We start from the raw sequence: 26,276 nt of genomic DNA on the forward strand, positions 1-26,276 counted from the left end.
TCTTCTTACTTTCTACAATAGTTATTCTACACTTGATCATAATTTCCTCTCTTAATGCGATGATACTTTTTTTGTTCCGGTTACTGAACACCGAAACAGGTGCTGTTGTGACAATATTTTACAAGGAAAAATAAAATAAAAAAAGTAGTTATCACCACTTTAACTACCCTTTTTATATTTTCTAACGCTATCTCATCAAAAGTAATATTTACTTTTTGCTATTTTACTTGTGGTAAGGTTCACCGTGATATATTAAATAAGGTTTTTGATTCGCTCTTTAAAATAAGGTATATTTGATACGCGAATAAACAATTATCAAACTTAAGGTCGTGATTAACATGCGCATCAATAAATTTATTAGTGAAGCTGGAAAAGCATCAAGGCGAGGTGCGGACAAATTAATTACTGAAGGAAGAGTCACAATCAATGGAAAACGTGCACAAATAGGCGATCAAGTCGAGCCTGGGGATGATGTTCTAGTAAATGGGTCACCCGTTCGGGTAGCTAGAAATAATGTCTATCTTGCCTTAAATAAACCTGTAGGTATTACAAGTACAACAGAAAAGAAAGTAAAGGGAAATATTGTTGATTTAGTAAATCATCCATTAAGAGTTTTTAATATCGGGAGATTAGATAAGGATTCAGAAGGTTTAATCCTCCTAACAAATGATGGTGATATCGTTAATGAGATTTTACGTGCTGAAAATAAGCATGAAAAGGAGTATATCGTTTCAGTAGACAAGCCTATCACTCCTGAATTTGTAAAGAATATGTCTGAAGGTGTAAAAATATTAGGTACTAAAACACTTCCTTGTGAAGTAAGACCGCTATCAAAATTTGATTTTCAAATTATTTTAACACAGGGGTTAAATCGTCAAATTCGCCGTATGTGTGAAGAGTTAGGCTACGAAGTCTACCGATTGCAAAGAACTCGAATCATGAATATCCATTTAGGAAATCTCCCCCCTGGACAATGGAGAGATTTATCAAAGAAAGAGCGCACACAATTATTTAGAGAATTAAACTATGAACCAAAGGAATGGTAAAGGGGGATCTGTGAGGATTGAAGTTGCTTTGCAGATAGAGGGCTATGCGTACCTATCTGCAAGCCCTTCACTCTCTTCTTTTGGAAAAAGTGTTAGTAATAAATCAATCCTTCTCAATTTTAAAGTACCTCATTTACTTATGGTACGGTTCACCGAAATAACACTATGCACAAAGTTAAATTTGATCATAATGTTTATATAAATATTTGAAAGCAAAAGACTACTCTTATCGTTAGTACAATGAAAAGAATATGAAATTAGTCAATAATCATTGCAAGTAATAAAACTACCGTAAACCCGACAAGGCCGATTATTGTTTCCATAACTGTCCAAGTTTTTAATGTATCTTTTACACTTAATCCAAGGAAACGCCCAATTAACCAAAAGCCAGAGTCATTTACATGTGAGAGTACAGTTGCTCCTGAGGCAATAGCAATAACTAATAACCCTAGCACTGGGCCATCTAAACCTAGAGTCGACACTAGAGGAGCTGTTAACCCTGCAGCTGTTACCATTGCAACTGTTGCTGAACCTATTGCAATTCGAACTACTGCAGCAATACAAAAAGCAAGGATGATCGGTGGTAATGCTGAATCTGCCATCATTATCGCTAGTACATCTCCAACGCCTGAATCCATTAATACCTGCTTAAAAACTCCACTAGCACCTGTTATTAAAATAATCATACCTGCCGGTTCTAACGCTCTAGAAGCAATATCATGTATTTCTTGACGAGAATATCCTCGTTTTGTACCAAGAAAAATGAATGTTAGTATCGTTGCAATGATTAAAGCAACAAATGGATGACCAAGAAAGGTTAAGATCTCACGTATTATACTTCTCTCTTCCATTAATAAACCTGAAATTGTATTCAATAAAATTAAAACTAAAGGAATGAGAATGAGAGTGGCCACCAGATTAAAGCTCGGTAATTGTTTTTCATATTCCACTTCTTCTAAATTCATGAATTCTGGAACATCTACTTGTATTTTTTTTGAGATGAATTTAGCAAATAGCGGCCCTGCGATAATCATAGCAGGAATTCCGGCGATGACTCCAAAAAGAACAACCCAACCTAACTCTGCCCCAATTAAATTAGCTGCAGCAATTGGACCGGGTGTTGGAGGAATAAAACTATGTGTTGCAGCTAAACCAGCTAACAATGGCAAACCATAGTATAATAATGATTTACCTGTTTTCTTTGCCAATCTATAAACAATAGGAATTAAAATGATAAAACCAACATCAAAGAATACTGGAATGGCAACAAAAAATCCTGTAATACCAAGTGCCCATTGTGCTTTACCTTCACCAAACTTTTTAATCATAGTTTGAGCTATACGTTCAGCTCCACCCGAAATTTCAATCATATGACCAAACATGGCGCCTAAGCCAATGACAACTGCTATGTATCCAAGAGTTCCAGCCATTCCAACTTGCATTGAGGACACTACATCGTTTAAAGGCATGCCTGCTAAAATACCAACAATTAGACTAACTAATAATAAAGCAACAAATGCATGTAATTTTATTTTAACGATTAAAAATAAGAGGAAAAAAAAACCTGCTGAAGCAACGAGAATTAACATTTCATTTGACACGTACATTCACTACCTTTTTATTCATAATAAGATTTTTAACCCTGTGATAAAACAACTGTCATCATCTCTTAAGCAGCACCTTTTAAAAATTTTTTCTCCATAAGTAATACTAGAAATTTTTTTTACATCTCAACTCTAGTATAATATAAAGAAAGTAATTATAGGAGAGATACCGATGGAAAAAAATCAACAGCTATGTTTAGCCAGTGTTCGCTCACACTATCCTAAATTTAGTGTAACGGAAAGAAAAATTGCAGATTATATACTAGATAATCCCAAAAAAATTATACATTTTTCAATTAATCAGTTAGCAGAAGTTTTAAATGTTGCAGATTCTACGGTTTTTCGTTTCTGTACTCGCATTGGATTTAAAGGTTATCAAGCGATGAAAATTGCACTTGCTTCAGAAGTTGTAACACCCCTTACTGATATTCATGAAAAAGTAAATGAAGGCGATACATCGGAGACAATTTCCTCAAAAGTGTTTCGCTCCAATATAAAAACAATTGAAGACACTTTGGCAGTTTTTAATGATGAACAAATGATGTTAGCCGTAGATGCCCTTGTTTCTGCTAATTCTATTGATTTTTTCGGGAGTGGGGGCTCAAGTATTATAGCTATGGATGCTTATCACAAATTAATACGTACTGGTTTAAAAGTAAATACCGTAACGGATAATCACTTCCAATTATTAAAAGCTTCACAAATGACTGAGAAAGATTGTGCAGTATTTATTTCTCATTCTGGATCAACAAAGGACATTTTACATGTCTTAAACGTGGTTAAATCTACTGGTGCCAAAACTGTTGCGATCACAAACTATGCAAAGTCTCCACTTAGTAGTGCTGTAGATATTCCTTTATATACTGTTTCTGAGGAGACCGACTACCGCTCTGAAGCGTTGTCATCACGCCTTGCTCAACTTACACTTATTGACGTACTTTACGTAAACATCTTAATAAATAAAGGAATTGAAGGTCAAAACGCTCTCAAAAAAATGCGTGAAGCCATTTCAGTTAAGCGAATCTAATATACTGCTTGTAATTATGATATGAATTTCCCAAAAACAGGAACGACAATACTAACAAACCCGTCTCTGTTTTACTTTTAAATAGATTTACGTTTTATCATTTCTACTTTCCATTTTTCCTCCTCAAAGGTGAAAGTAGCCTCAATTCACAAAGTATAGAATTAAGGCTACTTCTTAATGAAGTTTCTTGCTGTAGTTTCCAAAGTCTTGTTGAATGTTTTTCGAAACTATCTATTACTATTCTCTATTGTCAGGACGATGCTGTTACTATTTTTTTTAAAACCTCATTTACTTATGGTACGGTTCACCCCGATTTATCCGAAAAGCTCGATAAACCTGCTCCAGTAATACAAGCTTCATCAATTGATGGGGAAACGTCATTTTTGAAAACGACAAACTCTCATTTGCTCTCTTCATCACATCTTCACTTAATCCTAACGATCCACCGATAACAAAGGCTACCTTACTCTTTCCATAAGTAGCTAGCTTATCGAGGTTATCTGCGAGCTGTTCTGATGTCATCATCTTTCCCTCAATTGCTAGAGCAATCACGTGTGTATCAGGATGAATTTTTGCTAAAATCCGTTCTCCCTCTTTATCCTTTATTTGTTTCATTTCTGCATCACTAGCTTGTTCTGGCGCTTTCTCATCTGCTACCTCTATCACTTCTATTTTTGCGTAACCACCCAACCGCTTTATGTATTCATCTATCCCCAGCTTTAAATATTTCTCTTTTAATTTCCCGACCGTAACAACTTGGATATTCACAATGTGTATAACCTCCTAACATTTATCCACAGTAGTTATCCACATATCAACATAGTGGATAAGCATTTTATGTATCCACACTGTAGATGGCTGCGCTATCACAAAAACTACAGCTTGTGGATAATGACTCCTTACTTATTTCTACTTTTTCAACAACTGGTGCTAATTCAGCCTCATCTACTACCATATCAATTGCCACTTCAATGTGTTCATTGCAAGCATAATACATATTATAACGTCCTTCCTTATTGCATTTTCCATTATAGCATACCCTATTTTGGAGCTGTGGATAAACGAGATAGAAAGAGAGCAGTGAGAAATGGGGTTCTCATCTGCTCTAACGTAACATTTACTGACTGCATGACTGTGCAGTGCCTTATCGATAAATAGTGCAAACATGATTTGCACTGGCTTCTCTCGCCGTGCGCCTTCCTGCGAAGATCACTCAAAAGGCTTAAAACATTACGGCGGCTTCGCTCAGTGCTTCGCCATAAAGAAAAAAGGTCAAAGAGCGACCTTTATCATTAATAGTGCAAACATGATTTGCACTAGCTTCTCTCGCCGTGCGCCTTCCTGCGAAGATCACTCAAAAGGCTTAAAACATTACGGCGGCTTCGCTCAGTGCTTCGCCATAAAGAAAAAAAGGCAAAGAGCGACCTTTCATTATGAATAGTGCGAACATGGGTTGCACTGGCTCCGTTCGCTGCGCGCCTTCCTGCGAAGATCACTCAAAAGGCTTAAAACATTACGGCAGCTTCGCTCAGTGCTTCGCCATAAAGAAAAAGGTCACAAACTGACCTTTATCATTAATAGTGCGATCATGGGTTGCACTGGCTCCTCTCGCCGTGCGCCTTTTGAGAAGACCACTCAAAAGGCTTAAAACATTACGGCGGCTCCGCTCAGTGCTTCGACTTAAAGGAAAAAGGTAAAAACCGACCTTTTTCCTTTAAGTCTTTAAAAACTTTGTTGTTCTGCTAGTTGTACTTTGATGACTTCGCGGTTTCCGTTTCGGTAAATGGTGACGTCTACTTCATCGCCTATTTTCTTTTCTGTGTAGAGGAATTTTCGTAAGTCGTGTCCGTCTCCTATTTCTTCTCCGTCAATTTCTACAATGACGTCATACTCTTGCAGTCCAGCACGATCTGCTGGGGATGTTGGTGCAATACTTGTAATGACGACTCCACCTTTGATATCTTCAGGAAGCTTTAATGTTTCTTGCCAATAAGCACTAGGAATCTCATTTAATGAACGAATTCCAACCCCTAATTGCGGTCGACGTACTTCACCAATGCTTTCTAAGTCTTCTATAACAGGAAGAGCAATGGCTGTTGGAATCGCAAAGCCGATCCCTTCAACAGAGCTTTGCGCAATCTTCATTGAGTTGATACCGATAACCTGCCCCTCAATATTCACTAATGCACCACCGCTATTTCCTGGGTTGATCGCTGCATCTGTTTGCAGTACCTCTGCGTGCCAATCGATTTGGCCATTTCCTGTTAAGTCTACTGGAATACTACGCTCTGTTGCACTAATAATTCCTTGTGTTACTGTACTAGAAAAACGCAGACCTAATGGATTTCCAATTGCTAGAGCTGGCTCTCCTACACGTAACGTCTCTGAACTACCGAACTCTGCCACTGTTTCTACATTTTCACCGTCAATTTCAAGAACAGCTAAATCTGTGATGACATCTGTTCCTAGTAATTTTGCTGGTACTCTAGTACCATCTGCTAGGCTTACTTCAATTTCATTCGCACGTTCAATGACGTGGTGATTTGTCACAACATACGCTTTATCTCCACTCTTCTTATAAACGACACCAGAACCTGTTCCTTCGTTCGTTTCAGATGAAGAAAAGAAGTTGGATTGTTGCATGTTAATCACTCCAACAACGGCATCAGAAACTCTGTCTACCGCCTGTGTGACGTTGCTATTTACATCAAGACTCACCGTTTGCAGTCCCTCTTGCGGTGTTTCTGAATCAAATACAGCTACCGACTCAGGCTCGGTGTTCAAATTATATGGTAATAGTCCAAAGTTAGATAGAATAGGAATTGAAAATAATACACACAATCCCCCGATGATTGATCCAATAAACGCTGTGATGATAGGAATTCCACGATTCCGATTGTTGCGTCTACTTACTTGCTCTGTTACATGATCATCATAATAACCCATTTTGTAACACCACCCTTTTTTCCTAATTAATTAGTCATATTTACTTCTTATTATAATAAGAATTTGCCTAAAAAATAGTGACTTAAACGTTTTTCATATATTTTTTACACTTCTTCTATAATTCCCAACAAAATTGCCGCATAGTCATGAAAACCACTGCTGTACTCATCTTTTCTACAAAAAATACCAAAGAAAGAGGCCACTGAAAAAGGTACGGTTTTGACCTATTTCAATGACCTCTATACTAAATTCCTGCTTTTTCCTAAACTACTGCTAATGCAGTTGGGCTTTGTGGGTCCGTGTCATATAGCTCAAATTGCTCTCCTATGGCCATTCCTTGCTCTTTTAACACTTGTTCAACCGAGAGACGAGCTAAATCTTTCATATTATTATCAAGGCTTAAATGAGCCAAATAAATACGGCTTGTATTGTCTCCAATCACATCTGATAGAGCAAGCGCTGCATCCTCATTAGACACGTGTCCTACGTCGCTTAGAATTCGACGTTTCACACTCCACGGATAGCGTCCCATTCGAAGCATATTCATATCATGATTCGATTCAAAAATGAAAATATCTGCCTTATCAATCGTTCCTTTTATCCGGTCACTTACATAGCCCATATCTGTTGCTAAAACAAGCTTTTTCCCTTCATGGTGAAACGTGAAAAACATCGGTTCTGCTGCATCATGCGAGACACCAAATGATTCGACATCGATGTTTCCAAACGTCTTCACTTCTCCTGTTGCGAACGTGAACTTTTGATCAGTAGCAATCGTCCCAAGCTGACCTTCCATTGCTTTCCACGTTTTTTCGTTCGCGTAAATAGGAAGCTTATGCTTTCTAGCAAATATTCCGACCCCTTTAATATGGTCTGAATGTTCATGACTTACGAGAATTCCATTTAACTCTTTAGGATCTCGATTAATCCTTTGAAAGAGCTCGTCCATTTTCTTTCCACTTAAACCTGCATCTATAAGTAAACGCTGCTCTTCTGTCTCTACATAGACAGCATTGCCTGTACTGCCGCTTGCCAGTACACTAAAGCGTAATGTCATTTATAATCATTCCCCTCACCAAAACTTATGTGAGCTGCTGTACAGACCCACCTATGGCATGAACTAAATACGTTTCTTCATCGACTGTAACACGCCACATTGGAGCAAACACTTGAACATCACCTGTTGGACTAAAAAAGCTATAATAACCAAATTGGACATTCGTAATCGTTTGATTCGGTCGCACTAGTTGGTCATTTAATAGAACTTCAATCGCTTTTAAGCTTGAAAGCATTTCACGTTCTTCTCCGTCTTGTTCTTCAAACTGAAAATAACGCTGTTGATAGCTGACAATTTGCAGGTGTTCATCAAGCTGAAGAATGAGTGGTTCATCATCCAATGTGTAAGCAGTCTTATCTCCAAACGATTGGTACAAAAATACACGATTTCTCTCTGAATCAAATCCACCAAGTCGGTATTCGTCTCCCTCAAATACATAAGTTGATAAAAATGTACTCAGTTCTGATGAAAAATCCTCACGCGATAACGCAAAAGGTTCTTCTAACTCAGACAAGAGTGTGTATTTATCAATTAAATCGAGTGCTTGTTCATCAAGAGCTGGAACATCTTCTTGCGACAAATCGGTATGTTTTCCGACGACTAGCAGTCCTGAAGAATCTTCTTCTGGTAAATCTACTTCTATTGTCACATTATTTTCTCGTAATACTTCTTGAATCGTTGCTTCTGTTATCATACTAATCTGATTCATATTATGTGTTTCAATCAATTGCCACGATAAGAACACATTCAGAAGCAAGAAGGTGATAATGAAAATAGTTTTTGTTCTACTCCAATCCATTGGCGTCACCTTCTTCCTTATCAAAGGTTACCTTTTGCCACCTGTTGCCGTAGTTAATAAACCAATGCGGCTCAATGGTCACAAATGAGGTACTTCTTGTGACCATCTCATATCCAACCGTTACTTTTGTTAATCTTCTTTCATCAAAGAACTCTTGTTTCTTTAATTGTTCAAGTACCTCCTTACCAGAAGGTAGCTGTATTTGCTCTCTTGCATCAATCGGAAACGAATCAAGCTCAAATAAGGGCCTTGTGTAACTAACAATCTGATTCCCTGAACGACTAATGTGTAAAGCCATATCTCCTTGTCCTTCAAACGTAATTACAGGTAACCCGTTCACATGCATTCGATACGTTGCCTCATCGCGAATATCCGATGTGTTCCAGCTAGAGAGGAAATAATCATTCGTCCAGCCCCCGTGGCCATTAATGAACTCGTAACTACTTTGAACAATATGCTTCGTATTTCGCTCTTGTGTTTCAATGAATACAGGATTGAAATACTCCATAAATAAGCCATTATTTTGCATCGTAATGATTCGATTTCCATCTGTATATGAATCTTCACCATCCGTTTGCTGATAAAATTTTACTGAACCTGGATCTGTAAAGAGAGATTGTTTATAAAATTCAGCAGACAAAGCTGTAGTAGCAAAAGATAATCTTTCAGCTATTACAGGCTCAGATGGTACATAAACATTCTCATTAAGACGATCCGCGTACTCTGACTCATTCAATACAGTTGATACTTTAATGAACTCTTCAAACTTTCCAACATATATTTCTTCAAACTCTCGAACTGATAAGCTAGTTTCAAATTCTACTAATCGACCTTCTTCACTTGATAAAATTTGCATATGAATTTTATCGTTCTCTTCTACATAAAGAAACAAGCGATCAACCTCAATAGATGGAAAGACGACTTCTTCTTCATTTAAACCAAATACGTTTTGAAAGACTGCTATTGGAATGGCGTCAGGAAAAATAAACTCAACTCCACTGTTTGTTTCTTGTGTCGGGAAACTATCAGTTGAAAGCATATTCACTTCATAAAAGTTTGCTGTAAACAGCTTTTTATATAGCTGTTCAAACTCGTTTGCATCTTTTGGAATCATGGCATACTCTTCGTCACGATGAACAATGATTTGTTCAGGTATAATTACTTCTGAAATCGTCCGCTCTTCACGTTCTTCATTCATAGAGTCAGGAACATATCTTGATACGGTATCATCAAGAAGGGCTATTTCTGGCTGATAGGTATAGAGCTGCCAAGTCAAAATGATACTTATCCCAATCAATCCAATTAGAATGGTTGATTTTATATGCTCGTAGTTCATCGTTCCCCCTCCTTCATTGCATAATATGGCAATGTAAAGAAGATCGTTGTTCCTTTTCTATACTCACTTTCAGCCCAAATTTCTCCTTTATGGGCATGAATAAGCTCCTTAGCAATCGCCAATCCAAGACCTGTTCCACCAACACTCCTTGCTCTTGCTTTATCAACACGATAAAAACGGTCAAATATTTTCGCCTGACTCTCTCTTGGAATTCCCATCCCTTGGTCGGAAATACTAATTTGCAATTGATGTCCTTGATGAAGCATAGCAATTGTAATATTGCCCCCCTCTGGTGAGTACTTCATCGCATTTGAAATAACATTATCAATCACTTGTGTCATCTTATCTGCCGCCATTTTAGCATACGTAGGTTTTGCTGGTATTTTTCTAGTAAAGGTGATTTCCTTTTCTTCAGCAATCATCTCGAATCGATCGATAATATCATGAAGGAACAATCCAACATCAACAGATTGGAACTTCAATTTATAATCTTTAGTATCAATTTTAGAAAGCTGCAGCAAATCATTCACTAGTCGAATCATTCGCTCTGTTTCATTTTGAGTTACACTTAAAAACCGCGGTCCTAGTTCTTTATCAGACATCGCACCATCTTCTAGAGCTTCTAAATAACTCTTCATTGTTGTAAGCGGCGTTCGTAATTCATGAGAAACATTCGCTACAAATTCACGACGTTCATGCTCAATTTTCTCTTGCTCAGTGACATCATGTAAAACAGTAATAAGACCATTAATTGGTCCATCCTTTTCTTGAATGACCGAGAAGTTCGCTTCAAGCAAATACTCTTCTTCAGACGTACTAAAGTCAAGAAGAACAGAATCCGAGTGTTCATATAAATCATATAGTGCAAATGTATCCGATAAACGAAGAACATCTGGCAGCAACTGACCCATAACAGCATGACTAGAGACAGTTAATAGTTCTTCAGCTCTTTTGTTCATTAATATAATTCTTCCATTTTGATCGGTTGCAATTACACCGTCAGTCATATGTGTCAACACAGACTTTAACCGTTTCTGCTCGCGATCCCTGGTTAAGGTTGCATCTTGAAGCTTCATCGTTAGATCATTAAAAGATGAAGCTAACTGCCCAATCTCATCAGCGCTATAAACTTTTACTTGTTTTGTAAAATCGCCTCGGCCCATTCGCATTGTTTGCTTTCTCATATCCATGATTGGTGATGTAATGGTCCTTGCAACAAGAATAACCAACACTGAAGAAATAATTAAGGCAATAAATGTCCCACTAAGTAAAATGCTATTAATCTGTCCAATTTGGCTATAAATATCTTCCATCGATGCCTCAATATATAAAGCACCAATAGACCCATCATCCGTTTTTATAGGCACAGCAAGTACACGCATCCTGTGACCTGTTACCGGATCACGCAGCACATCTTCGAACTTATTTCCGAGTAATGCTCGCTTTACTCGAACCTCTGTACTTTGCTGGCCAACAATATGGCGATTTGATAGATTAGATGTACTTATAACGACACGATTCTGATCAATTACCTGAACCTCTGACTGATCAATTGTAAATGTATCACGAAGCAGACTGTTAATATTGGATGTCAATGCACTACGATCGTCTTTGTTTTTCGTCATTTCCTGGGCAAGGTTGAATGATAATAAGTTGGCGCGATCATCTAGCATTTCAAAATAATTCGAAACAAGTTGACTTTCTAACTGCCTCGTAAAGTACACACCAATAATTTGAATAGCAATAAATATAATCAATACATAGATAATGATTAATTTGAACTGGATCGACTTAAAAAAGCCAACTTTTCGATCCATTTATGATTGCTCCTTTGGTTCAGGTGATGATAAATAATACCCTACCCCTCGTCTTGTAATAATCCAAATAGGATAACTAGGGTTGTCCTCTACTTTTTCACGCAGTCTACGAACCGTTACGTCGACTGTCCGCACATCTCCAAAATAATCATAGCCCCATACTGCTTGCAATAGATGCTCTCGTGTCATGACTTGTTCAAGATGTTTTGCTAAATAATGAATCAATTCAAACTCACGATGAGTTAAATCAATAGCTTCGCCGCGTTTCTTTACTTGGTATGCTTCTGGATAAATTATTAAGTCTCCAACGGCTATTTCCTTTTGATTTGATGCTTCTTCTCCACTTGTCTTATGACGGCGCAAGTTCGCCTTCACACGAGCTAACAATTCTCTCGTGCTAAATGGCTTCGTCACATAATCGTCTGCCCCAAGCTCTAGTCCTAATACTTTGTCTATCTCTGAGTCCTTAGCTGTTAACATAATAATTGGAATATCGAATTTCTTCCGGACCTCTCTGCACACTTCCATTCCGTCTTTATGCGGAAGCATAATATCTAGTAAGATTAAATCAGGTTCTTCTTTATTAACAAGGTCAATGGCCTCTAAACCATCGTAGGCACAAATGACATCATATCCTTCTTTTTCAAGATTGAACTTTAATATATCTGCTATTGGTCTTTCATCATCTACAACTAAAATACGTTTATCCATTATGCAGATCTCTCCCGTCCATTGTAGTCTACTATTCATTCTAACATATGTAAGTACCCTGCGTTGATAGGAACGACTGGTAATCCAGCTATTTTCACACAAAATCACTTACAAAAAAACGCCCCTCAAAAAGAGGAACGTCTCTTACTTAACGATTTAGAAAATCCATTGGATTTTTTAATTGACCATTTTGATAGACTTCAAAGTGTAAATGGATTCCAGTGGAGTTCCCTGTTTGCCCCATCACACCAATTTTTTGTCCTTTAGAAACTGTTTGTCCAACGCTCACATCAATTGAAGCTAAATGAGCATACAACGTTTCCATTCCATTATTGTGGTTGATTCGAACAAGATTCCCATAACCACCTTGAGTCCCAGCAAATGTAACTGTACCGTTATCACTAGCTAATATATTGTAATTGCTAGGTCTTGCAATATCAATTCCACGATGGAACCTGCCCCAGCGATTTCCTTGATAACTTGAAATATAGCCACCAACTGCAGGCCAACCCAGTGTTCCTGACCCACGCGACGGAATCACTTTTGTTCCTTTTGTAACTACTTTCTTCACAGGCTCTTTTGTAACTTCCTCAGAAAGAACACTTCTCTTTGTTAGGCTGCCGTTTTCTTCTGTTACTTCATATTCAATCACTTGCACACCGGCTTGACCTTCTTGCGTTACTATTTGGTCGCCTTTAAACATCGAGTCATCCTCTCGCACTTCTGTCTCAAAAGGAATCTCTTCTTCTTTTTTTGTTACATAAGTTGATAGAACTTTGACAACTGGTTTATAAGCTTGTACTTTCATCTCATCACCAACACGTATGACACTATCTCTATCTAACTCTGAATTTAGCTCTAGAAGCTCTGAAGTAGTAAGGTTATGATCACTTGCTATCGTACCTAGTACGTCGCCCTCTTTAACGGTATATGGCTGCTCTTCTAATACACCTTTGTTAAACTTTTTAATAGCGTCTTTAACAGAAACAACTTCCTCTGGAAAAACCAATACTTCTTCCTCAGTAATTTCCTCTGTAAGAGTCACACTCGTAATTTGCTTTTCACCAACATCTAATTGACCATCTTCTTTTTCGGCATCTAAAAATTGCTCATATTTTTCTTCATCCACATATTGTGTAATAAGCAATTGTAATACTTCTTCCGCTTCTTCAAGGCTCGCTACATAGACAATTGGCTTTTCATTTATGACTAAGGCAACAGCCTCTGCTTGAACGATTGATTCATCTTCTAGTTTCGTTAACACTTCTTCATCTTCGTCTTCTTTGTTAAAAACGAACTCTGGAATCACTCGAACATTTTCCCCTACAGACAGCGATAAATCAGGGAATTTTTCTTCATGCTTCTCTTCTAACTCATTCATATATTCATAGATTGGATCATCGTTTTCGATAACCCCGAGATGTTGATCATCGACATACACATGATAGATGGTAAGAACAGATCGTTCATCTGCTTCAATCTGACTTGTAAAAGCAAAAGAAACCAGTATAGTTAATAAAAAAGCTAGAATTGTTTGAATGTATTTCTTTCGGGGTAATTCAATTTGTAGTTGTTCTTGTTTGCTTTGATTTTCCTGAACTAACATTTTCTCCTCCTACTTAAAAACAAAACCTCTATGTAATAGAATGATATTTTTTGACAAGATTCGGCAACCTTTTTAATTCTAGCATATTCTAATAACAAAGGAACAAAAAAATCGGCCTAAAAACAGATTGTAATACTGTTGTCATATTTTTGGTTATTTTAGGGAATTTAGTCACAAAACAAAATAAAATCCGCATGGAAAATTCCACACGGATTAAAGTGCCGGCCAGAGGACTTGAACCCCCAACCTACTGATTACAAGTCAGTTGCTCTACCAATTGAGCTAGGCCGGCAAAAACAAAATGGTGGCTCAGGACGGAATCGAACCGCCGACACATGGATTTTCAGTCCATTGCTCTACCGACTGAGCTACTGAGCCACAAAAAATATATGAAATTAAATGGCGGTCCGGACGGGACTCGAACCCGCGACCTCCTGCGTGACAGGCAGGCATTCTAACCAACTGAACTACCGGACCAATTTTTTTTTGTAAATGGTGACCCGTACGGGATTCGAACCCGTGTTACCGCCGTGAAAGGGCGGTGTCTTAACCGCTTGACCAACGGGCCACTTTATTTAAAAAGTGGTGAGCCATGAAGGACTCGAACCTTCGACCCTCTGATTAAAAGTCAGATGCTCTACCAACTGAGCTAATGGCTCTTGCTGTTTTACTTCTTTGTCGCTTGTCTTTTCTCTCAGCGACAAGATTTATAATACCATAGCATTTTTCTTAGTGCAAGTGTTTTTCTAAAAAAATTCAAAGTGTTTTTTTGTCGGATTTTCTTACTATACATTTCGACAAAATGGAAGGGTGCAGTTATCATTTGCACCCTTAATTTGATTAGGAAACCATCCTTTTATCTTAGCCAGTGCGTACATGCTTTGCGATGGCTCCACTCGCCGTGCGCCTTTTAGGAGAAACCCGTTCCTAAAAGGCTTAAAACATTACGGCGGCTCCGCTCATCGCTTCGATTTTAAGAAAAAGGGGAAACCCACCCTTTTTCTTAAAATCTAGGCAAATACCCCACGTACGAGGTTTGTTTGGTTGCGGTCTGGGCCTACTGAGAAGACCGTTAAAGGAATACCTGTTAGCTGTGATACACGCTCAATATAGTGACGTGCATTAGCTGGAAGTTCGCTTAGTGTTTTCACGCCAGTAATATCTTCTTCCCAACCAGGAAGCTCTTCGTATACAGGCTCACACTCTGCAAGAACTTTTAAGCTCGCAGGAAACTCTTCCATTACTTCTCCACGGTATTTATAAGATGTACAAATTTTTAATGTTTTAATACCTGTTAACACATCAATCGAGTTTAGTGATAAATCTGTAATCCCACTTACACGACGAGCATGACGAACAACGACGCTATCAAACCAACCAACACGACGCGGGCGACCAGTTGTTGTTCCGTACTCATTTCCAACTTCACGAATTGTGTCGCCAATTTCATCATGTAATTCTGTTGGGAATGGGCCGTCACCTACACGTGTTGTATATGCTTTTGATACACCCACAACGTGATTAATTTTTGAAGGACCTACCCCAGAACCAATTGTTACTCCACCAGCAATTGGGTTTGAAGATGTAACAAATGGGTATGTACCCTGGTCAATATCAAGCATTACCCCTTGAGCACCTTCAAATAAAACACGACGTCCTTCGTCTAAAGCATCGTTTAGGACAACAGATGTATCACATACATACTGAGCAATTTGCTGACCATACTCGAAGTATTCATCAAGGATCTCTTCTTTTGTGAACCCGCCTACTTCATAATACTTTTCAAAAAGACGATTTTTCTCTTGAAGGTTGCGCTCTAATTTTTCTTCAAACACTTCTTTATCCAATAAATCAGCAATTCGAATTCCAATACGAGCAGCTTTGTCCATATAAGCTGGACCGATTCCTTTTTTCGTTGTACCAATTTTATTAGCACCTTTACGCTCTTCCTCAACAATGTCTAGCTTAAGGTGATATGGAAGAATAACGTGAGCACGGTTACTAATGCGAAGATTGCTTGTATCTACATTACGCTCATGTAAATAAGCCAATTCCTCAACAAGTGCTTTTGGATCAATAACCATACCGTTACCAATCACACAAGCTTTATCTTTATAGAAAATCCCAGATGGAATTAAATGAAGTTTGTATTTCGTCCCGCCGAAAACGATCGTATGTCCTGCGTTATTACCACCTTGGTAACGAGCAACCACTTCCGCTTTCTCTGAAAGATAATCAGTAATCTTTCCTTTTCCTTCATCGCCCCATTGTGTACCTACAACAACAACTGATGACATGTGATGCACCTCCACCTTCACTACTGTATCTACATAATTATTTTAACTATTTCCAAAGCCACTGATAAGTATACCAACTTGGAAAACGTGCGTCAATGCAAAACACGAACGTTCAAAATTAGTTTTTATTTTTTTGTTCGTTTTAGTTATTCAATTTCAAAAAGGAAGTATGTCTTATAGCTTTTTATCTGCTACTTCCCTTTATTTTCGTCCTAGAGAAGTTTTTTAGCCCCATCCATCATTACTAAAAAAGAGTGTCAATCTAATTAGTGACACTCTTTTTCGATTTAGAACAAACAGGGAAGTTCGCCCTGTTTGTCTTTTAACAGTGCGAACATGCTTGCGATGGCTTCTCTCGCCGTGCGCCTTTTAGGAGAAACCCACTCCTAAAAGGCTTAAAACATTACGGCGGTTCCGCTCATCGCTTCGATTTAGAACAAACAGGGAAGTTCGCCCTGTTTGTTCTAAATCTTTTACGCTCCTGGTGGCATATTACTCTCATCATGACGTCGTTCTAAGTTAACGAACTTATTATATTCCTTTACAAAGGCAAGCTCTACTGTCCCAACTGGACCGTTACGTTGCTTTGCGATAATAATTTCAATTATGTTTTGGTTCTCTGTTTCCTTGTCATAGTAATCGTCACGATACAAGAAAGCAACGATATCAGCATCCTGCTCAATACTTCCTGATTCACGAATATCTGACATCATTGGACGTTTATCTTGGCGCGATTCTACCCCACGAGAAAGCTGAGAAAGGGCAATAACAGGAACCTCAAGCTCACGGGCAATTTGCTTTAGCGTACGGGAGATCTCTGATACTTCCTGTTGCCTGTTTTCACCCGATTTGCCGTTTCCTTGAATAAGCTGCAAGTAATCAATCATAATCATCCCTAAGCCATGTTCCTGTTTTAATCTACGGCATTTTGCACGAATATCATTGACTTTCACCCCAGGCGTATCATCAATGTATATACCAGCTTTAGCAAGGCTCCCCATTGCCATTGTTAACTTTTGCCAGTCTTCAGAGGTTAGAGCCCCTGTTCTCATCCTTTGGGCATCGATATTCCCCTCAGCACAAAGCATACGTTGAACAAGCTGGCTCGCCCCCATCTCCAAACTAAAGATGGCTACATTCTCTCCCGCTCTTGTCGCGACATTTTGTGAAATATTAAGTGCAAAAGCCGTTTTACCAACTGATGGACGAGCGGCAACAATAATTAAATCATTGCGCTGGAACCCAGCTGTCATTCGATCTAACTCTACGAAGCCAGTTGGAATCCCTGTGATCTCACCTGAATGATTTTGCAACTCTTCAATTTTGTCGTACGTTTCTATTAAAACATCTTTAATTGATATAAACGCACTCGTATTTTTTCGTTGTGAAACGTCTAGAATTGTTTTTTCAGCCTCTGTTAAAATCGTATCGACTTCTTCTTCACTCGCATACCCATCTGCAGCAATATTTGTTGCTACCTTTATCAACCTGCGTAATACAGACTTTTCTTCAACAATTCTACTATAATAATCGACATTTGCTGCCGTTGGAACTGCGTTCGCTAAATCACCTAAATAAGCAACCCCACCGATCTCTTCTAGCCACTTTCTATCTTGTAGCTCTGAAGTTACAGTAACGAGATCGACAGGTTCTCCCTTTTCAGCCAGATCAAGCATAACTTGATAAACTCGCTGATGAGCTGCGCGGTAAAAGTCATCTGGTAATAATCGTTCTGAAGCGGTAACGAGCGCTTCATCTGCTAAGAAAATAGCACCTAAGACTGCTTGCTCAGCTTCAATATTCTGTGGTGGGGTACGGTCTGCAAACAAGTCACTCATGCTCTCTCTCCTCTCCTAGATTAACGATTGTCATTGCATAGAGGGTGTCCATTACTAGGACACCCTCATCAGCCAAACATTTATTTTTCTTCAACAACATGGACTTTCACTGTTGCAACGACGTCCGGATGGATCTTAATTGGCACATTTGTGTAGCCTAATGCACGAATTGGATCATCAAGCATAATTTTACGCTTGTCGACTTTTTTCTTCATCTTCTTTAATGTTTCAGCAATTTGCTTTGTTGAAATGGCACCGAACAGGCGGCCGCCTTCACCTGATTTTGCTTTAATTTCAACCGTTAGTGCCTCTAATTCCTCTTTATATGCTTTTGCTTGCTCAAGCTCCTCGTCCGCTTTTTTCTGCTGACTCTTTTTCTGTGCCTCCAAGTTTTTTAGGTTCCCTTGAGTAGCTTCAACAGCTAGCTGGTTCGGAAGCAAGTAATTTCTTGCATAACCTTCAGACACATTTTTTGTTTCCCCTTTTTTCCCTTTGCCTTTCACATCTGCTAAAAAGATAACTTTCATTATGATTTTCCCCCTTCTAAGTAATCATCTATAGCAAGTTGTAATTGTTCTTTTGCATCGATCATCGTAATGCCTTCAAGCTGAGTGGCAGCATTAGTCAAATGGCCTCCGCCATTCATTCGTTCCATAATTACTTGGACATTTACTTCGCCTAATGAACGAGCACTAATGCTAATAATGCCATCTTTTCGTTTTGAAATGACGAAGGATGCAACGATCCCTTTCATCGTAAGTAAGGTATCTGCAGCTTGAGCAATAAGAATCTGACTATATATTTCCTCTTCACTAGCTGTGGCAATTGCAAGACCATTATGATAAAACTCAGCACTTTCTACTAATTTAGCACGCTTTACATAATGGTCCAAGTCCTCTTTCAAAAGTCTTTGAACTAAAGCCGTATCTGCACCATTTGAACGTAAAAAAGATGCTGCATCAAATGTACGTGCTCCTGTTCTAACGGCAAAACTTTTCGTATCTACAATTATTCCAGCTAATAGGGCCGTTGCCTCTAACCGATCCATTTTCAACTTTTTCGGTTGATATTCTAACAGCTCAGTTACCAACTCGGCTGTTGAAGAAGCATAGGGCTCCATATAGACAAGAACTGGATCTTTAATAAACTCCTCACCCCGACGATGGTGGTCAAGAACAATAATTCGTTCGACCTTATTTAGCAACGCCTCTTCTATTACAAGTGAAGGTTTATGAGTATCAACAACAATTAATAGAGTTTCAGATGTAATTTGTTCTAACGCTTCAGCTGGTGTGATGAACTTTGACCATAAATCATCATGATCTTCAACTTCTTCCATAAGCTTTTGCACATCATGATTAATATCATTAGGGTCTAAGACGATAAATCCTTCCGTTTCATTTACCTCAGCTATTTTTTGGACACCGATAGATGCACCAATCGCATCCATATCAGGGTTTTTATGCCCCATAATAAACACTTGCTCACTTTCTAAAACAAAATCACGCAATGCATGCGAAATGACACGCGCTCTTACTCTTGTCCGTTTTTCAAGTGCATTGGATTTCCCACCGTAAAAGGTAACCTTTCCATTCTTTCTCTTAATGGCAACCTGATCGCCGCCTCGTCCTAATGCTAAGTCTAAACTGGATTGAGCTAATAATCCTAGTTCCCTTAAAGAATCTTCACCTGTACCCACTCCAATACTTAATGTAATAGGTACTTTTTCTTTTCCAGTTATCTCCCGGATTTGATCAAGAATATCAAAACGATTCTTCTCAACCTCTTTTAATGCCTTGACATTCATAATAGCAATAAACTTATCCGATGCTGTTCTTCTTAAAAAGATTTGTTTTTCATTTGCCCAATTGTTAAGCGTCAATGTCACTTGACTCACTAAACGACTACGGAGTTGATCCTCCATTCCTTGCGTTACTTCATCATAATTATCAAGTAAAATAAAAGCTACAACTGTTTGCGTTTCTTCAAAACGTTCTTTTACCTCTTCTTTCTCGGTAACATCTAAAAAGTAAATGAGTCGTTCATCCGCTTCAATTGACACATGAAAAACCAAATCTCCAATTTTTATTGTCTCACTGCTAATCCCATCATCTAATAATGTTTGAATTTCTTCACTTATATCCTCAATTTGCTTTCCAATAACATCTGTCGTAATAACAGAAGTGACATATGGATTTGCCCATTGAATTTTCCTCTCTTCGTTAAAAAGCAACATTCCAATAGGCATCTTTGTCACAGCATCTTCGCCCGCTTTTGATACTCGGTAAGACAAGGTCAAAATATACTTTTCTAAGTCACGTTCAAAATAAATTCTCGCTTGAACAGCATAAATAGCAATTACACCTAATATAACAAAACCAATTACTCCAATTTGCCATTGGTACCATGTTAAGACACTAACAAACAAAAAAGCCACAGCAAATAGAATAATGATATGGTAGCCGTGCCACCGTTTCAATAAAAACTTTGGCATATTGTCAGCTCCTATTTTTTCTGGCTTGAAATACGCTTTCGTAAATCAAAGCCTAAATCAATAATTCCAATGATTCTAATGATATAAAGTAATGGCGGCAACAAAATTGCACCAACGAGAATAACAATCGGAACGACTGTTGTCACCTTTTTTTGATAGAAGTAATAGAAAATAACAGCCAACCCTTGAACAGCTATGATCATTTCAAGCAAAGGGAACAGGTTCCAAATCACCATAAACATCGTTGTACCTTCTTCTGCACCAATCATTGCTAAAATTAAAATAATTAAGTAGTACCATAGGAATGCTTTAGGGAAACTCCACTCACGAAAAGGCGGCAACGGATTAACCTTATGGCCTAACCTTTTCAAAAGAAAATAGCTAAGTAGCTTCGTAATTAAAGCAAGAGTAACCCCCATTCCTACAATCATGACAGGTGCCAAATAGACAAGGTTATTAATTAATTCAAATGCTTGCTCAAGTTGATCAGTAGTTTGTCCAAACGAACCTAATGTTGATTGAGCTAATTCCATTTGTTCTCTCGTTAAATCGATTGCCATTTGCATTGGATTTTCCCCAATTATAAGGACAAGCACTAAGAACATAAGCAATGCATTAACCGTATAAACCAAACCAGCCCCAATTAGCACGCCAAACCCTGATAGTTTACGTCGGTAGAGCTCACCTACAATGATACCTCCACTACCAAAGATGAAGGTACTTGGAACTGTCACCAAACCTCCAACCACAAACGCTAAAAAGAAGGCTACAACCCAAAATAACAATCCAGCCTTTAATCCTCTTCGATATGTGTAGACAATAAACGGCAATGGCAAAGCCCACACCGTTATCATACCCAAAAGAGGGACATAAGTAGTTATAGCCAAAAGTATTGCAAACACAGAAGCAAGCAAAGCTCCTTCTGTTAACACTCTTGTGTTCTTCATACTGACACCTCGTCTTCAACTAATAACAGTCAATTCACTAATATAAATAGTCCTTGATCTATTTTAGCGTACTTACTCTTAAAATTAAAGCGCTGACTCAGATCATGCTAGAACGATCCAACAAATCATGGCAAAACTTTGTCGAGTGCACTGGACTGTAAAATTAAAAAAGCATGACAGAAAAAGACTTCTGTCATGCTTTTAAATAATTAGTTTACTTCATTAACATAAGGCAATAAAGCGATTTGACGAGAACGCTTAATAGCAATTGTTAATTGACGTTGGTACTTCGCTGAAGTTCCAGTTACACGACGAGGTAAGATTTTACCGCGCTCTGAAATGAAACGTTTTAGAAGATCCGTATCTTTATAATCGATTTTCGTAATTTTGTTTACAGTGAAGAAACAAACTTTACGACGCTTTGGACGACCACGACGAGCCATGAGACAGCACTCCTTTCAGATTATTATTTATCAAACCCATTATTTTCCTACAAGCAGTAAGAGAGGTCGTTAGAATGGCAAATCATCATCCGAGATATCAATCGGCTTCCCGTCATTTGCAAATGGATCCTCATTAAATCCACCAGATGAACGGTTTTGATTATTGTTCTGCTGCCTACCACCAAAGTCGTTCCCACTTGGAGCAGATCCACCACCAAAGTAATCATTTCCTTGTCCTTGATTGGAGTTAGAATTGGCTCCTCGTGGCTCAAGGAATTGAACACTTTCCGCCATAACTTCTGTGATGAAAACGCGTTTTCCTTCATTGTTGTCATAGCTACGTGTTTGGATTCGGCCATCTACACCTGCTAAGCTACCTTTTTTTAAATAGTTAGCAACATTTTCTGCTTGCTTGCGCCAAATGACACAGTTAATAAAATCTGCTTCGCGCTCACCTTGTTGATTAGAAAATGGACGATTTACTGCCAATGTAAAGTTAGCAACTGCTACTCCATTTGGTGTGTAACGTAGTTCTGGGTCGCGTGTTAAACGCCCAACTAGCACGACTCGGTTCAGCATTCGAACCCCTCCCACTTCATAAATAAATTATTCTTCGTCTTTTGTAATAAGAACACGAATAATGTTATCGTTGATCTTAATAAGACGGTTGAATTCTGCAATCGCTTCTGAGTTAGCTTGTACATTTAACAATACGTAGAAACCTTCACGAAAATCGTTGATTTCATATGCTAAACGACGCTTACCCATCTCGTTAACCTTTTCAATTTCAGCACCATTAGTAGTTAAAACGTTATTAAAACGCTCGATAACTTCTTTAGTAGCTGCTTCTTCTAGGTTTGGAGCGATGATGTACATAATTTCGTACTTACGCATTCCGGTCCACCTCCTTTTGGTCTAGCGGCTCCATGATCGGAGCAAGGAGCATTAACTCTAAATCATATGAGTCATTGCACTCGCATTTATCGATTATAACAGACTGAATTTCCTACTGCAAGGTGTTTTTAAATTGATGTTACATTTTGTCAAAAAAATGTAGAGTTGGGTCGAAAATTCTTTTGTTTATTATACTATCAGTAACTTGAAGTCCTCAAGTTGCTTGTTATATTTTATACAGAGCATTTAGAAACAAAAAAAGGCCTAAGTGCGTGGCCTTTTAAAAACCTTCCCACGCTTACTCGTTGATGGCTATGGCTCCTCTCGCCGTGCGCTTTTTGAGAAGGCCACTCAAAAAGCTTAAAACCTTTACGGCGGCTTCGCTCATTGCTTCGAGCAACAAGAAAAAGGCCTAAGTGCGTGGCCTTTTTCTTGTTGCTCTTATACATTAAATCTAAAGTGGACTACATCTCCGTCTTGGACGACGTATTCTTTTCCTTCTAGGCGTACTTTTCCTCTTTCTTTAGCGACAGCCATTGTTCCTGCGTCGACTAAGTCATCGTATGATACTACCTCTGCGCGAATAAAGCCACGTTCGAAGTCTGTATGGATAATTCCTGCTGCTTGAGGGGCTTTTGTTCCTTTTCTGAAAGTCCATGCTCGTACTTCTTGGACACCTGCTGTGAAATACGTTTGTAACCCAAGTAAGTCATATGCTGCACGGATCAATTGATCAAGTCCTGACTCTTTGATTCCTAATTCTTCAAGGAACATTTCCTTTTCTTCGCCTTCTAGCTCGGCAATTTCTGATTCAATTTTGGCACAAACAAGAATAACTTGACTGCCTTCTGCTGTAGCAAACTCTTTTACTTGTTTTACATAATCATTATCTTCTGGTGAAAGCAAATCTTCTTCACTTACATTGGCTACATATAGAACTGGCTTACTTGTAAGAAGATGAAGTTGTTTTACAATTTTTTGTTGTTCATCTGTAAAATCAATGCTGCGGGCTGGTTTTTCTTCTTCAAATGCATTGCGAAGAAGTTCTAGTACTTCTAACTCAGCGACCGCTTCTTTATCTTTTGTTTTTGCTAATTTAGCTACACGTGTAATACGCTTCTCAATCGACTCAAAGTCAGCCAAAATTAGCTCAAGGTTAATCACTTCAATATCACGAATCGGATTAACTCCTCCAGAAACGTGAGTAATGTTATCGTCGGCAAAACAACGAACAACATGAGAAATTGCATCCACTTGGCGAATGTGCGAAAGAAATTTATTTCCTAACCCTTCTCCTTTACTTGCCCCTTCCACAATTCCAGCAATATCCGTAAATTCAAATGCAGTAGGGATTGTTTTTTTCGGTTCTACGAGTTCTGTTAGCTTTTGCAGGCGATGGTCAGGTACCTCTACGATTCCCACATTCGGATCAATCGTACAAAAAGGGTAATTTGCTGATTCAGCTCCAGCTTGTGTAATTGCATTAAATAAAGTCGACTTTCCCACATTTGGCAAACCGACGATTCCAGTTGTTAAAGCCAAAATACTCACTTCCTTCTTCTATTATATGAACGTAAATAACAGCAATAAGAGCAAAACTTTGTGTGAATAAAAAAATAAGAAACCTTTTCAACCATACCAATTATAGTGATTACACAATAAAAAGACAAGGCAATATAGGAGGGCACTGAAAAAGGTCGTTTTTTACCTTTTCAGTGCATTCTAAGTAATGTGCAGAGCCGTTGCAATCATTTAAAAAGCCTTCTATGAGAAAACCACTCATAGAAGGCGCGCAACGTACGGAGCCATTTCTACATAATCAAGGCACTGAAAAGGGTTGGTTTTTCCCTTTTTAGTGGCCTCCAATTAGGGACGTGCACCTATTTATCGACTTACTTTATTAAGACCCTTGCTCTATTACTTTTTTTAGTTTCTTAGCAAAATCCTTCCGAGGAAGCATGACACTATGCTCACAACCGAGGCACTTAATACGGACATCCATCCCCATTCGAATGATCTTCCAACGATTTTCCCCACAAGGATGCTGCTTTTTCATCTCTACAACATCATGGAGAGCAAACTCTTTATTAACCATACAGGATGCCTCCTTTTTCAAACAGCCTTTTATTGGTTGTTATTATACACGAAAAAGGCTAGTTGAGTCGAGAAACCTATATCTTTATGGATAGATATACTACAACATTTCAATTCAAAGAAAAGAAGGAGAACTTGATTTTAACTAGACTCCCTTTCTTGTTTCCCTACTTTGACTGCAGCGCCCTGTGGTTCATAATCGGATACAACAAAATGGAAGCCAAAACAAATAAGTTTAACACGCCATAGAGTGGGTAAAGAACAGAAATAAGAGTTGAAAAACCAAATGTCGTCAGTGGTGCCATAATTGCAATTAACAAAAGAGCTATTAACCAAGCTGGCCCTTTTACCCAGGCTCTCATCCTTGATAGTAATCCAAATACACCAGCTGCTGCTGTTGTATAAATAGCAAGCCATAATAAAGCTGACATAATTAACATCATAAAATATGGGTAATGTTTCAGAATTGCAAATAGCGGGATTTCATACAACATAATATCGCTGGCTACTTGAAGCAATGACTCGTTATACAAAAATGAAATCGAACCTAAGATAATCCCGCTCCCTAATGAAGCAATCCACATCTCTCCCTTGTGCTTTATTTCGTGACCAATCGCACCAAGAACAGCAATTAGAGGTAAAATATTTAGTGCTGTAAACGTTAAAGCAGACGGCCAATTATGCTGTGCATCTATCTTAAATTCAATAGGAAATCCTTTTAAATATTGAAATGCTAGTAAAATAGCAATTAAAAAAACGATGAGAATAGGGATTATGAAAGCATTCATCGATGTCATTCCCTTCGTATCCCATAGAAAAAGTATGACCACCATTCCACCTATAATAAGAGTACCTAGCCAATACGGGATATGAATAACTTCTAACGTCGCCCCACCACCAGCGAGCATGATAACCGTTGTTGAAAATAAATAAATGATAATCATGACGTCATACATCTGAGAGAGACGCTTTCCCATCAATACTTGTAACACAGGTAAATAATGTTTCGACTTATTTTCATAGCTAATGTTTAAGATAACTTTCACTGAAATAATAAAAAGAACGGCAAAAAGAATAATTGCTAGTCCACTTTCAGCACCAAAAAATTCCCATAGCTCTCTTCCAGAAGCATAACCAGCTCCAATCATTGTACCTATTATAAGAAACATCCATTTTAACCCATTTCCCACCATATAAAATCCTCTCCTCGTCCTCTACTAAGTGCTGTATAAAAGTGTATGTAGGATATTGTGAACTATTTATGTATAGAAAGGAAAAAAGTTCCGTATACTGTTACTACTATGGCAAAGGAGGCGAGGT

23 protein-coding genes and 5 tRNA genes are annotated in these 26,276 nt (G+C 38.3%); 2 read left to right on the forward strand and 26 right to left on the reverse strand.

The annotated features are described in order from the left end of the window. The first annotated feature begins 338 nt into the window (after positions 1-338). On the forward strand, positions 339-1,046 hold the full coding sequence (gene rluF, locus AC1FXP_RS11600; RefSeq protein WP_480061495.1) for a 23S rRNA pseudouridine(2604) synthase RluF: 708 nt from the start codon (positions 339-341) through the stop codon (positions 1,044-1,046). Between the two features lie 257 nt (positions 1,047-1,303). Here rluF and AC1FXP_RS11605 read toward each other — a convergent pair whose 3' ends face one another. Beyond that, on the reverse strand, positions 1,304-2,647 hold the full coding sequence (locus tag AC1FXP_RS11605) for a GntT/GntP/DsdX family permease (RefSeq protein ID WP_480061497.1): 1,344 nt from the start codon (positions 2,645-2,647) through the stop codon (positions 1,304-1,306). 175 nt (positions 2,648-2,822) lie between these two features. Here AC1FXP_RS11605 and AC1FXP_RS11610 point away from each other — a divergent pair, with 175 nt between their 5' ends. After that, positions 2,823-3,677 carry a MurR/RpiR family transcriptional regulator gene (locus AC1FXP_RS11610; RefSeq protein WP_480061499.1) on the forward strand — a complete coding sequence of 285 codons (855 nt, stop codon included), beginning with the start codon at positions 2,823-2,825 and terminating at the stop codon, positions 3,675-3,677. Between the two features lie 288 nt (positions 3,678-3,965). On the opposite strand, the gene rlmH is transcribed toward AC1FXP_RS11610, so the two are convergent. The 25 genes from rlmH to AC1FXP_RS11735 form a co-directional block, all read right to left on the reverse strand. Then, positions 3,966-4,445: a 23S rRNA (pseudouridine(1915)-N(3))-methyltransferase RlmH gene (gene rlmH / locus AC1FXP_RS11615; protein ID WP_480061501.1), complete on the reverse strand. Its 480-nt coding sequence runs from the start codon at positions 4,443-4,445 to the stop codon at positions 3,966-3,968. A 67-nt stretch (positions 4,446-4,512) separates the two neighbouring features. Continuing rightward, positions 4,513-4,674 carry a CxxH/CxxC protein gene (locus AC1FXP_RS11620; RefSeq protein WP_480061503.1) on the reverse strand — a complete coding sequence of 54 codons (162 nt, stop codon included), beginning with the start codon at positions 4,672-4,674 and terminating at the stop codon, positions 4,513-4,515. 725 nt (positions 4,675-5,399) lie between these two features. Continuing rightward, on the reverse strand, positions 5,400-6,623 hold the full coding sequence (locus AC1FXP_RS11625) for a S1C family serine protease (RefSeq protein WP_480061505.1): 1,224 nt from the start codon (positions 6,621-6,623) through the stop codon (positions 5,400-5,402). Between the two features lie 262 nt (positions 6,624-6,885). Beyond that, positions 6,886-7,680: an MBL fold metallo-hydrolase gene (locus tag AC1FXP_RS11630; protein WP_480061507.1), complete on the reverse strand. Its 795-nt coding sequence runs from the start codon at positions 7,678-7,680 to the stop codon at positions 6,886-6,888. 25 nt (positions 7,681-7,705) lie between these two features. Next, positions 7,706-8,479: a two-component system regulatory protein YycI gene (locus AC1FXP_RS11635; RefSeq protein WP_480061509.1), complete on the reverse strand. Its 774-nt coding sequence runs from the start codon at positions 8,477-8,479 to the stop codon at positions 7,706-7,708. Continuing rightward, the gene (locus AC1FXP_RS11640; RefSeq protein WP_480061511.1) at positions 8,466-9,815 is read right to left on the reverse strand and encodes a YycH family regulatory protein; all 1,350 of its coding nucleotides are present in this window, start codon (positions 9,813-9,815) and stop codon (positions 8,466-8,468) included. The genes AC1FXP_RS11635 and AC1FXP_RS11640 overlap by 14 nt, the downstream gene beginning before the upstream one ends. After that, positions 9,812-11,632 carry a cell wall metabolism sensor histidine kinase WalK gene (gene walK, locus AC1FXP_RS11645; protein ID WP_480061513.1) on the reverse strand — a complete coding sequence of 607 codons (1,821 nt, stop codon included), beginning with the start codon at positions 11,630-11,632 and terminating at the stop codon, positions 9,812-9,814. The genes AC1FXP_RS11640 and walK overlap by 4 nt, the downstream gene beginning before the upstream one ends. Further along, positions 11,633-12,343, reverse strand: coding sequence for a response regulator YycF (yycF, locus tag AC1FXP_RS11650; RefSeq protein WP_250096398.1), 711 nt, complete (start codon positions 12,341-12,343; stop codon positions 11,633-11,635). Between the two features lie 148 nt (positions 12,344-12,491). After that, on the reverse strand, positions 12,492-13,949 hold the full coding sequence (locus AC1FXP_RS11655) for a peptidoglycan DD-metalloendopeptidase family protein (protein WP_480061515.1): 1,458 nt from the start codon (positions 13,947-13,949) through the stop codon (positions 12,492-12,494). Between the two features lie 219 nt (positions 13,950-14,168). Next, a tRNA-Thr gene (locus AC1FXP_RS11660) sits at positions 14,169-14,241 on the reverse strand. Between the two features lie 10 nt (positions 14,242-14,251). Then, positions 14,252-14,327, reverse strand: a tRNA-Phe gene (locus AC1FXP_RS11665). A gap of 22 nt (positions 14,328-14,349) precedes the next feature. Then, positions 14,350-14,426, reverse strand: a tRNA-Asp gene (locus tag AC1FXP_RS11670). A gap of 16 nt (positions 14,427-14,442) precedes the next feature. Then, positions 14,443-14,517 (reverse strand) — tRNA-Glu (locus tag AC1FXP_RS11675). Positions 14,518-14,532: 15 nt separating this feature from the next. Then, a tRNA-Lys gene (locus tag AC1FXP_RS11680) sits at positions 14,533-14,608 on the reverse strand. Between the two features lie 351 nt (positions 14,609-14,959). Continuing rightward, a complete protein-coding gene (locus AC1FXP_RS11685; RefSeq protein ID WP_480061517.1) occupies positions 14,960-16,246 on the reverse strand; it encodes an adenylosuccinate synthase in 1,287 nt (428 codons plus the stop codon). A 473-nt stretch (positions 16,247-16,719) separates the two neighbouring features. After that, entirely contained in the window at positions 16,720-18,084 is a 1,365-nt protein-coding gene (gene dnaB, locus AC1FXP_RS11690; RefSeq protein WP_480061519.1) for a replicative DNA helicase, read from the reverse strand. A gap of 80 nt (positions 18,085-18,164) precedes the next feature. After that, entirely contained in the window at positions 18,165-18,611 is a 447-nt protein-coding gene (gene rplI, locus AC1FXP_RS11695; protein WP_480061521.1) for a 50S ribosomal protein L9, read from the reverse strand. Continuing rightward, positions 18,611-20,578 carry a DHH family phosphoesterase gene (locus tag AC1FXP_RS11700; RefSeq protein WP_480061523.1) on the reverse strand — a complete coding sequence of 656 codons (1,968 nt, stop codon included), beginning with the start codon at positions 20,576-20,578 and terminating at the stop codon, positions 18,611-18,613. The genes rplI and AC1FXP_RS11700 overlap by 1 nt, the downstream gene beginning before the upstream one ends. 11 nt (positions 20,579-20,589) lie before the next feature. Further along, the gene (locus AC1FXP_RS11705; protein WP_480061525.1) at positions 20,590-21,525 is read right to left on the reverse strand and encodes a YybS family protein; all 936 of its coding nucleotides are present in this window, start codon (positions 21,523-21,525) and stop codon (positions 20,590-20,592) included. Between the two features lie 209 nt (positions 21,526-21,734). Beyond that, positions 21,735-21,968: a 30S ribosomal protein S18 gene (gene rpsR / locus AC1FXP_RS11710; RefSeq protein ID WP_227936911.1), complete on the reverse strand. Its 234-nt coding sequence runs from the start codon at positions 21,966-21,968 to the stop codon at positions 21,735-21,737. Positions 21,969-22,037: 69 nt separating this feature from the next. Further along, a complete protein-coding gene (gene ssb / locus AC1FXP_RS11715) occupies positions 22,038-22,547 on the reverse strand; it encodes a single-stranded DNA-binding protein (RefSeq protein WP_034628905.1) in 510 nt (169 codons plus the stop codon). Between the two features lie 27 nt (positions 22,548-22,574). Beyond that, entirely contained in the window at positions 22,575-22,862 is a 288-nt protein-coding gene (gene rpsF, locus AC1FXP_RS11720) for a 30S ribosomal protein S6 (RefSeq protein WP_480061527.1), read from the reverse strand. A 441-nt stretch (positions 22,863-23,303) separates the two neighbouring features. Beyond that, positions 23,304-24,404, reverse strand: a complete 1,101-nt coding sequence (ychF, locus tag AC1FXP_RS11725) for a redox-regulated ATPase YchF (RefSeq protein ID WP_480061529.1) — start codon at positions 24,402-24,404, stop codon at positions 23,304-23,306. Positions 24,405-24,762: 358 nt separating this feature from the next. Next, positions 24,763-24,957: a DUF951 domain-containing protein gene (locus AC1FXP_RS11730; protein WP_250096389.1), complete on the reverse strand. Its 195-nt coding sequence runs from the start codon at positions 24,955-24,957 to the stop codon at positions 24,763-24,765. Between the two features lie 166 nt (positions 24,958-25,123). Then, complete coding sequence (locus tag AC1FXP_RS11735) at positions 25,124-26,149, reverse strand: YkvI family membrane protein (protein WP_480061531.1); 1,026 nt, start codon at positions 26,147-26,149, stop codon at positions 25,124-25,126. Positions 26,150-26,276 lie beyond the last annotated feature (127 nt).

Source organism: Halalkalibacter sp. HAAS-P013 (assembly GCF_056619925.1).

What these genes read in the sequence shown, in the direction of transcription:
- rluF (WP_480061495.1), top strand. Translation starts at nt 339, where the DNA reads ATGCGCATCAATAAATTTATTAGTGAAGCTGGAAAAGCATCAAGGCGA.
- AC1FXP_RS11610 (WP_480061499.1), top strand. Translation starts at nt 2,823, where the DNA reads ATGGAAAAAAATCAACAGCTATGTTTAGCCAGTGTTCGCTCACACTAT.
- AC1FXP_RS11620 (WP_480061503.1), bottom strand. Translation starts at nt 4,674, where the DNA reads ATGTATTATGCTTGCAATGAACACATTGAAGTGGCAATTGATATGGTA.
- AC1FXP_RS11625 (WP_480061505.1), bottom strand. Translation starts at nt 6,623, where the DNA reads ATGGGTTATTATGATGATCATGTAACAGAGCAAGTAAGTAGACGCAAC.
- AC1FXP_RS11630 (WP_480061507.1), bottom strand. Translation starts at nt 7,680, where the DNA reads ATGACATTACGCTTTAGTGTACTGGCAAGCGGCAGTACAGGCAATGCT.
- AC1FXP_RS11635 (WP_480061509.1), bottom strand. Translation starts at nt 8,479, where the DNA reads ATGGATTGGAGTAGAACAAAAACTATTTTCATTATCACCTTCTTGCTT.
- AC1FXP_RS11640 (WP_480061511.1), bottom strand. Translation starts at nt 9,815, where the DNA reads ATGAACTACGAGCATATAAAATCAACCATTCTAATTGGATTGATTGGG.
- walK (WP_480061513.1), bottom strand. Translation starts at nt 11,632, where the DNA reads ATGGATCGAAAAGTTGGCTTTTTTAAGTCGATCCAGTTCAAATTAATC.
- yycF (WP_250096398.1), bottom strand. Translation starts at nt 12,343, where the DNA reads ATGGATAAACGTATTTTAGTTGTAGATGATGAAAGACCAATAGCAGAT.
- AC1FXP_RS11655 (WP_480061515.1), bottom strand. Translation starts at nt 13,949, where the DNA reads ATGTTAGTTCAGGAAAATCAAAGCAAACAAGAACAACTACAAATTGAA.
- AC1FXP_RS11685 (WP_480061517.1), bottom strand. Translation starts at nt 16,246, where the DNA reads ATGTCATCAGTTGTTGTTGTAGGTACACAATGGGGCGATGAAGGAAAA.
- dnaB (WP_480061519.1), bottom strand. Translation starts at nt 18,084, where the DNA reads ATGAGTGACTTGTTTGCAGACCGTACCCCACCACAGAATATTGAAGCT.
- rplI (WP_480061521.1), bottom strand. Translation starts at nt 18,611, where the DNA reads ATGAAAGTTATCTTTTTAGCAGATGTGAAAGGCAAAGGGAAAAAAGGG.
- AC1FXP_RS11700 (WP_480061523.1), bottom strand. Translation starts at nt 20,578, where the DNA reads ATGCCAAAGTTTTTATTGAAACGGTGGCACGGCTACCATATCATTATT.
- AC1FXP_RS11705 (WP_480061525.1), bottom strand. Translation starts at nt 21,525, where the DNA reads ATGAAGAACACAAGAGTGTTAACAGAAGGAGCTTTGCTTGCTTCTGTG.
- rpsR (WP_227936911.1), bottom strand. Translation starts at nt 21,968, where the DNA reads ATGGCTCGTCGTGGTCGTCCAAAGCGTCGTAAAGTTTGTTTCTTCACT.
- ssb (WP_034628905.1), bottom strand. Translation starts at nt 22,547, where the DNA reads ATGCTGAACCGAGTCGTGCTAGTTGGGCGTTTAACACGCGACCCAGAA.
- rpsF (WP_480061527.1), bottom strand. Translation starts at nt 22,862, where the DNA reads ATGCGTAAGTACGAAATTATGTACATCATCGCTCCAAACCTAGAAGAA.
- AC1FXP_RS11730 (WP_250096389.1), bottom strand. Translation starts at nt 24,957, where the DNA reads ATGGTTAATAAAGAGTTTGCTCTCCATGATGTTGTAGAGATGAAAAAG.
- AC1FXP_RS11735 (WP_480061531.1), bottom strand. Translation starts at nt 26,149, where the DNA reads ATGGTGGGAAATGGGTTAAAATGGATGTTTCTTATAATAGGTACAATG.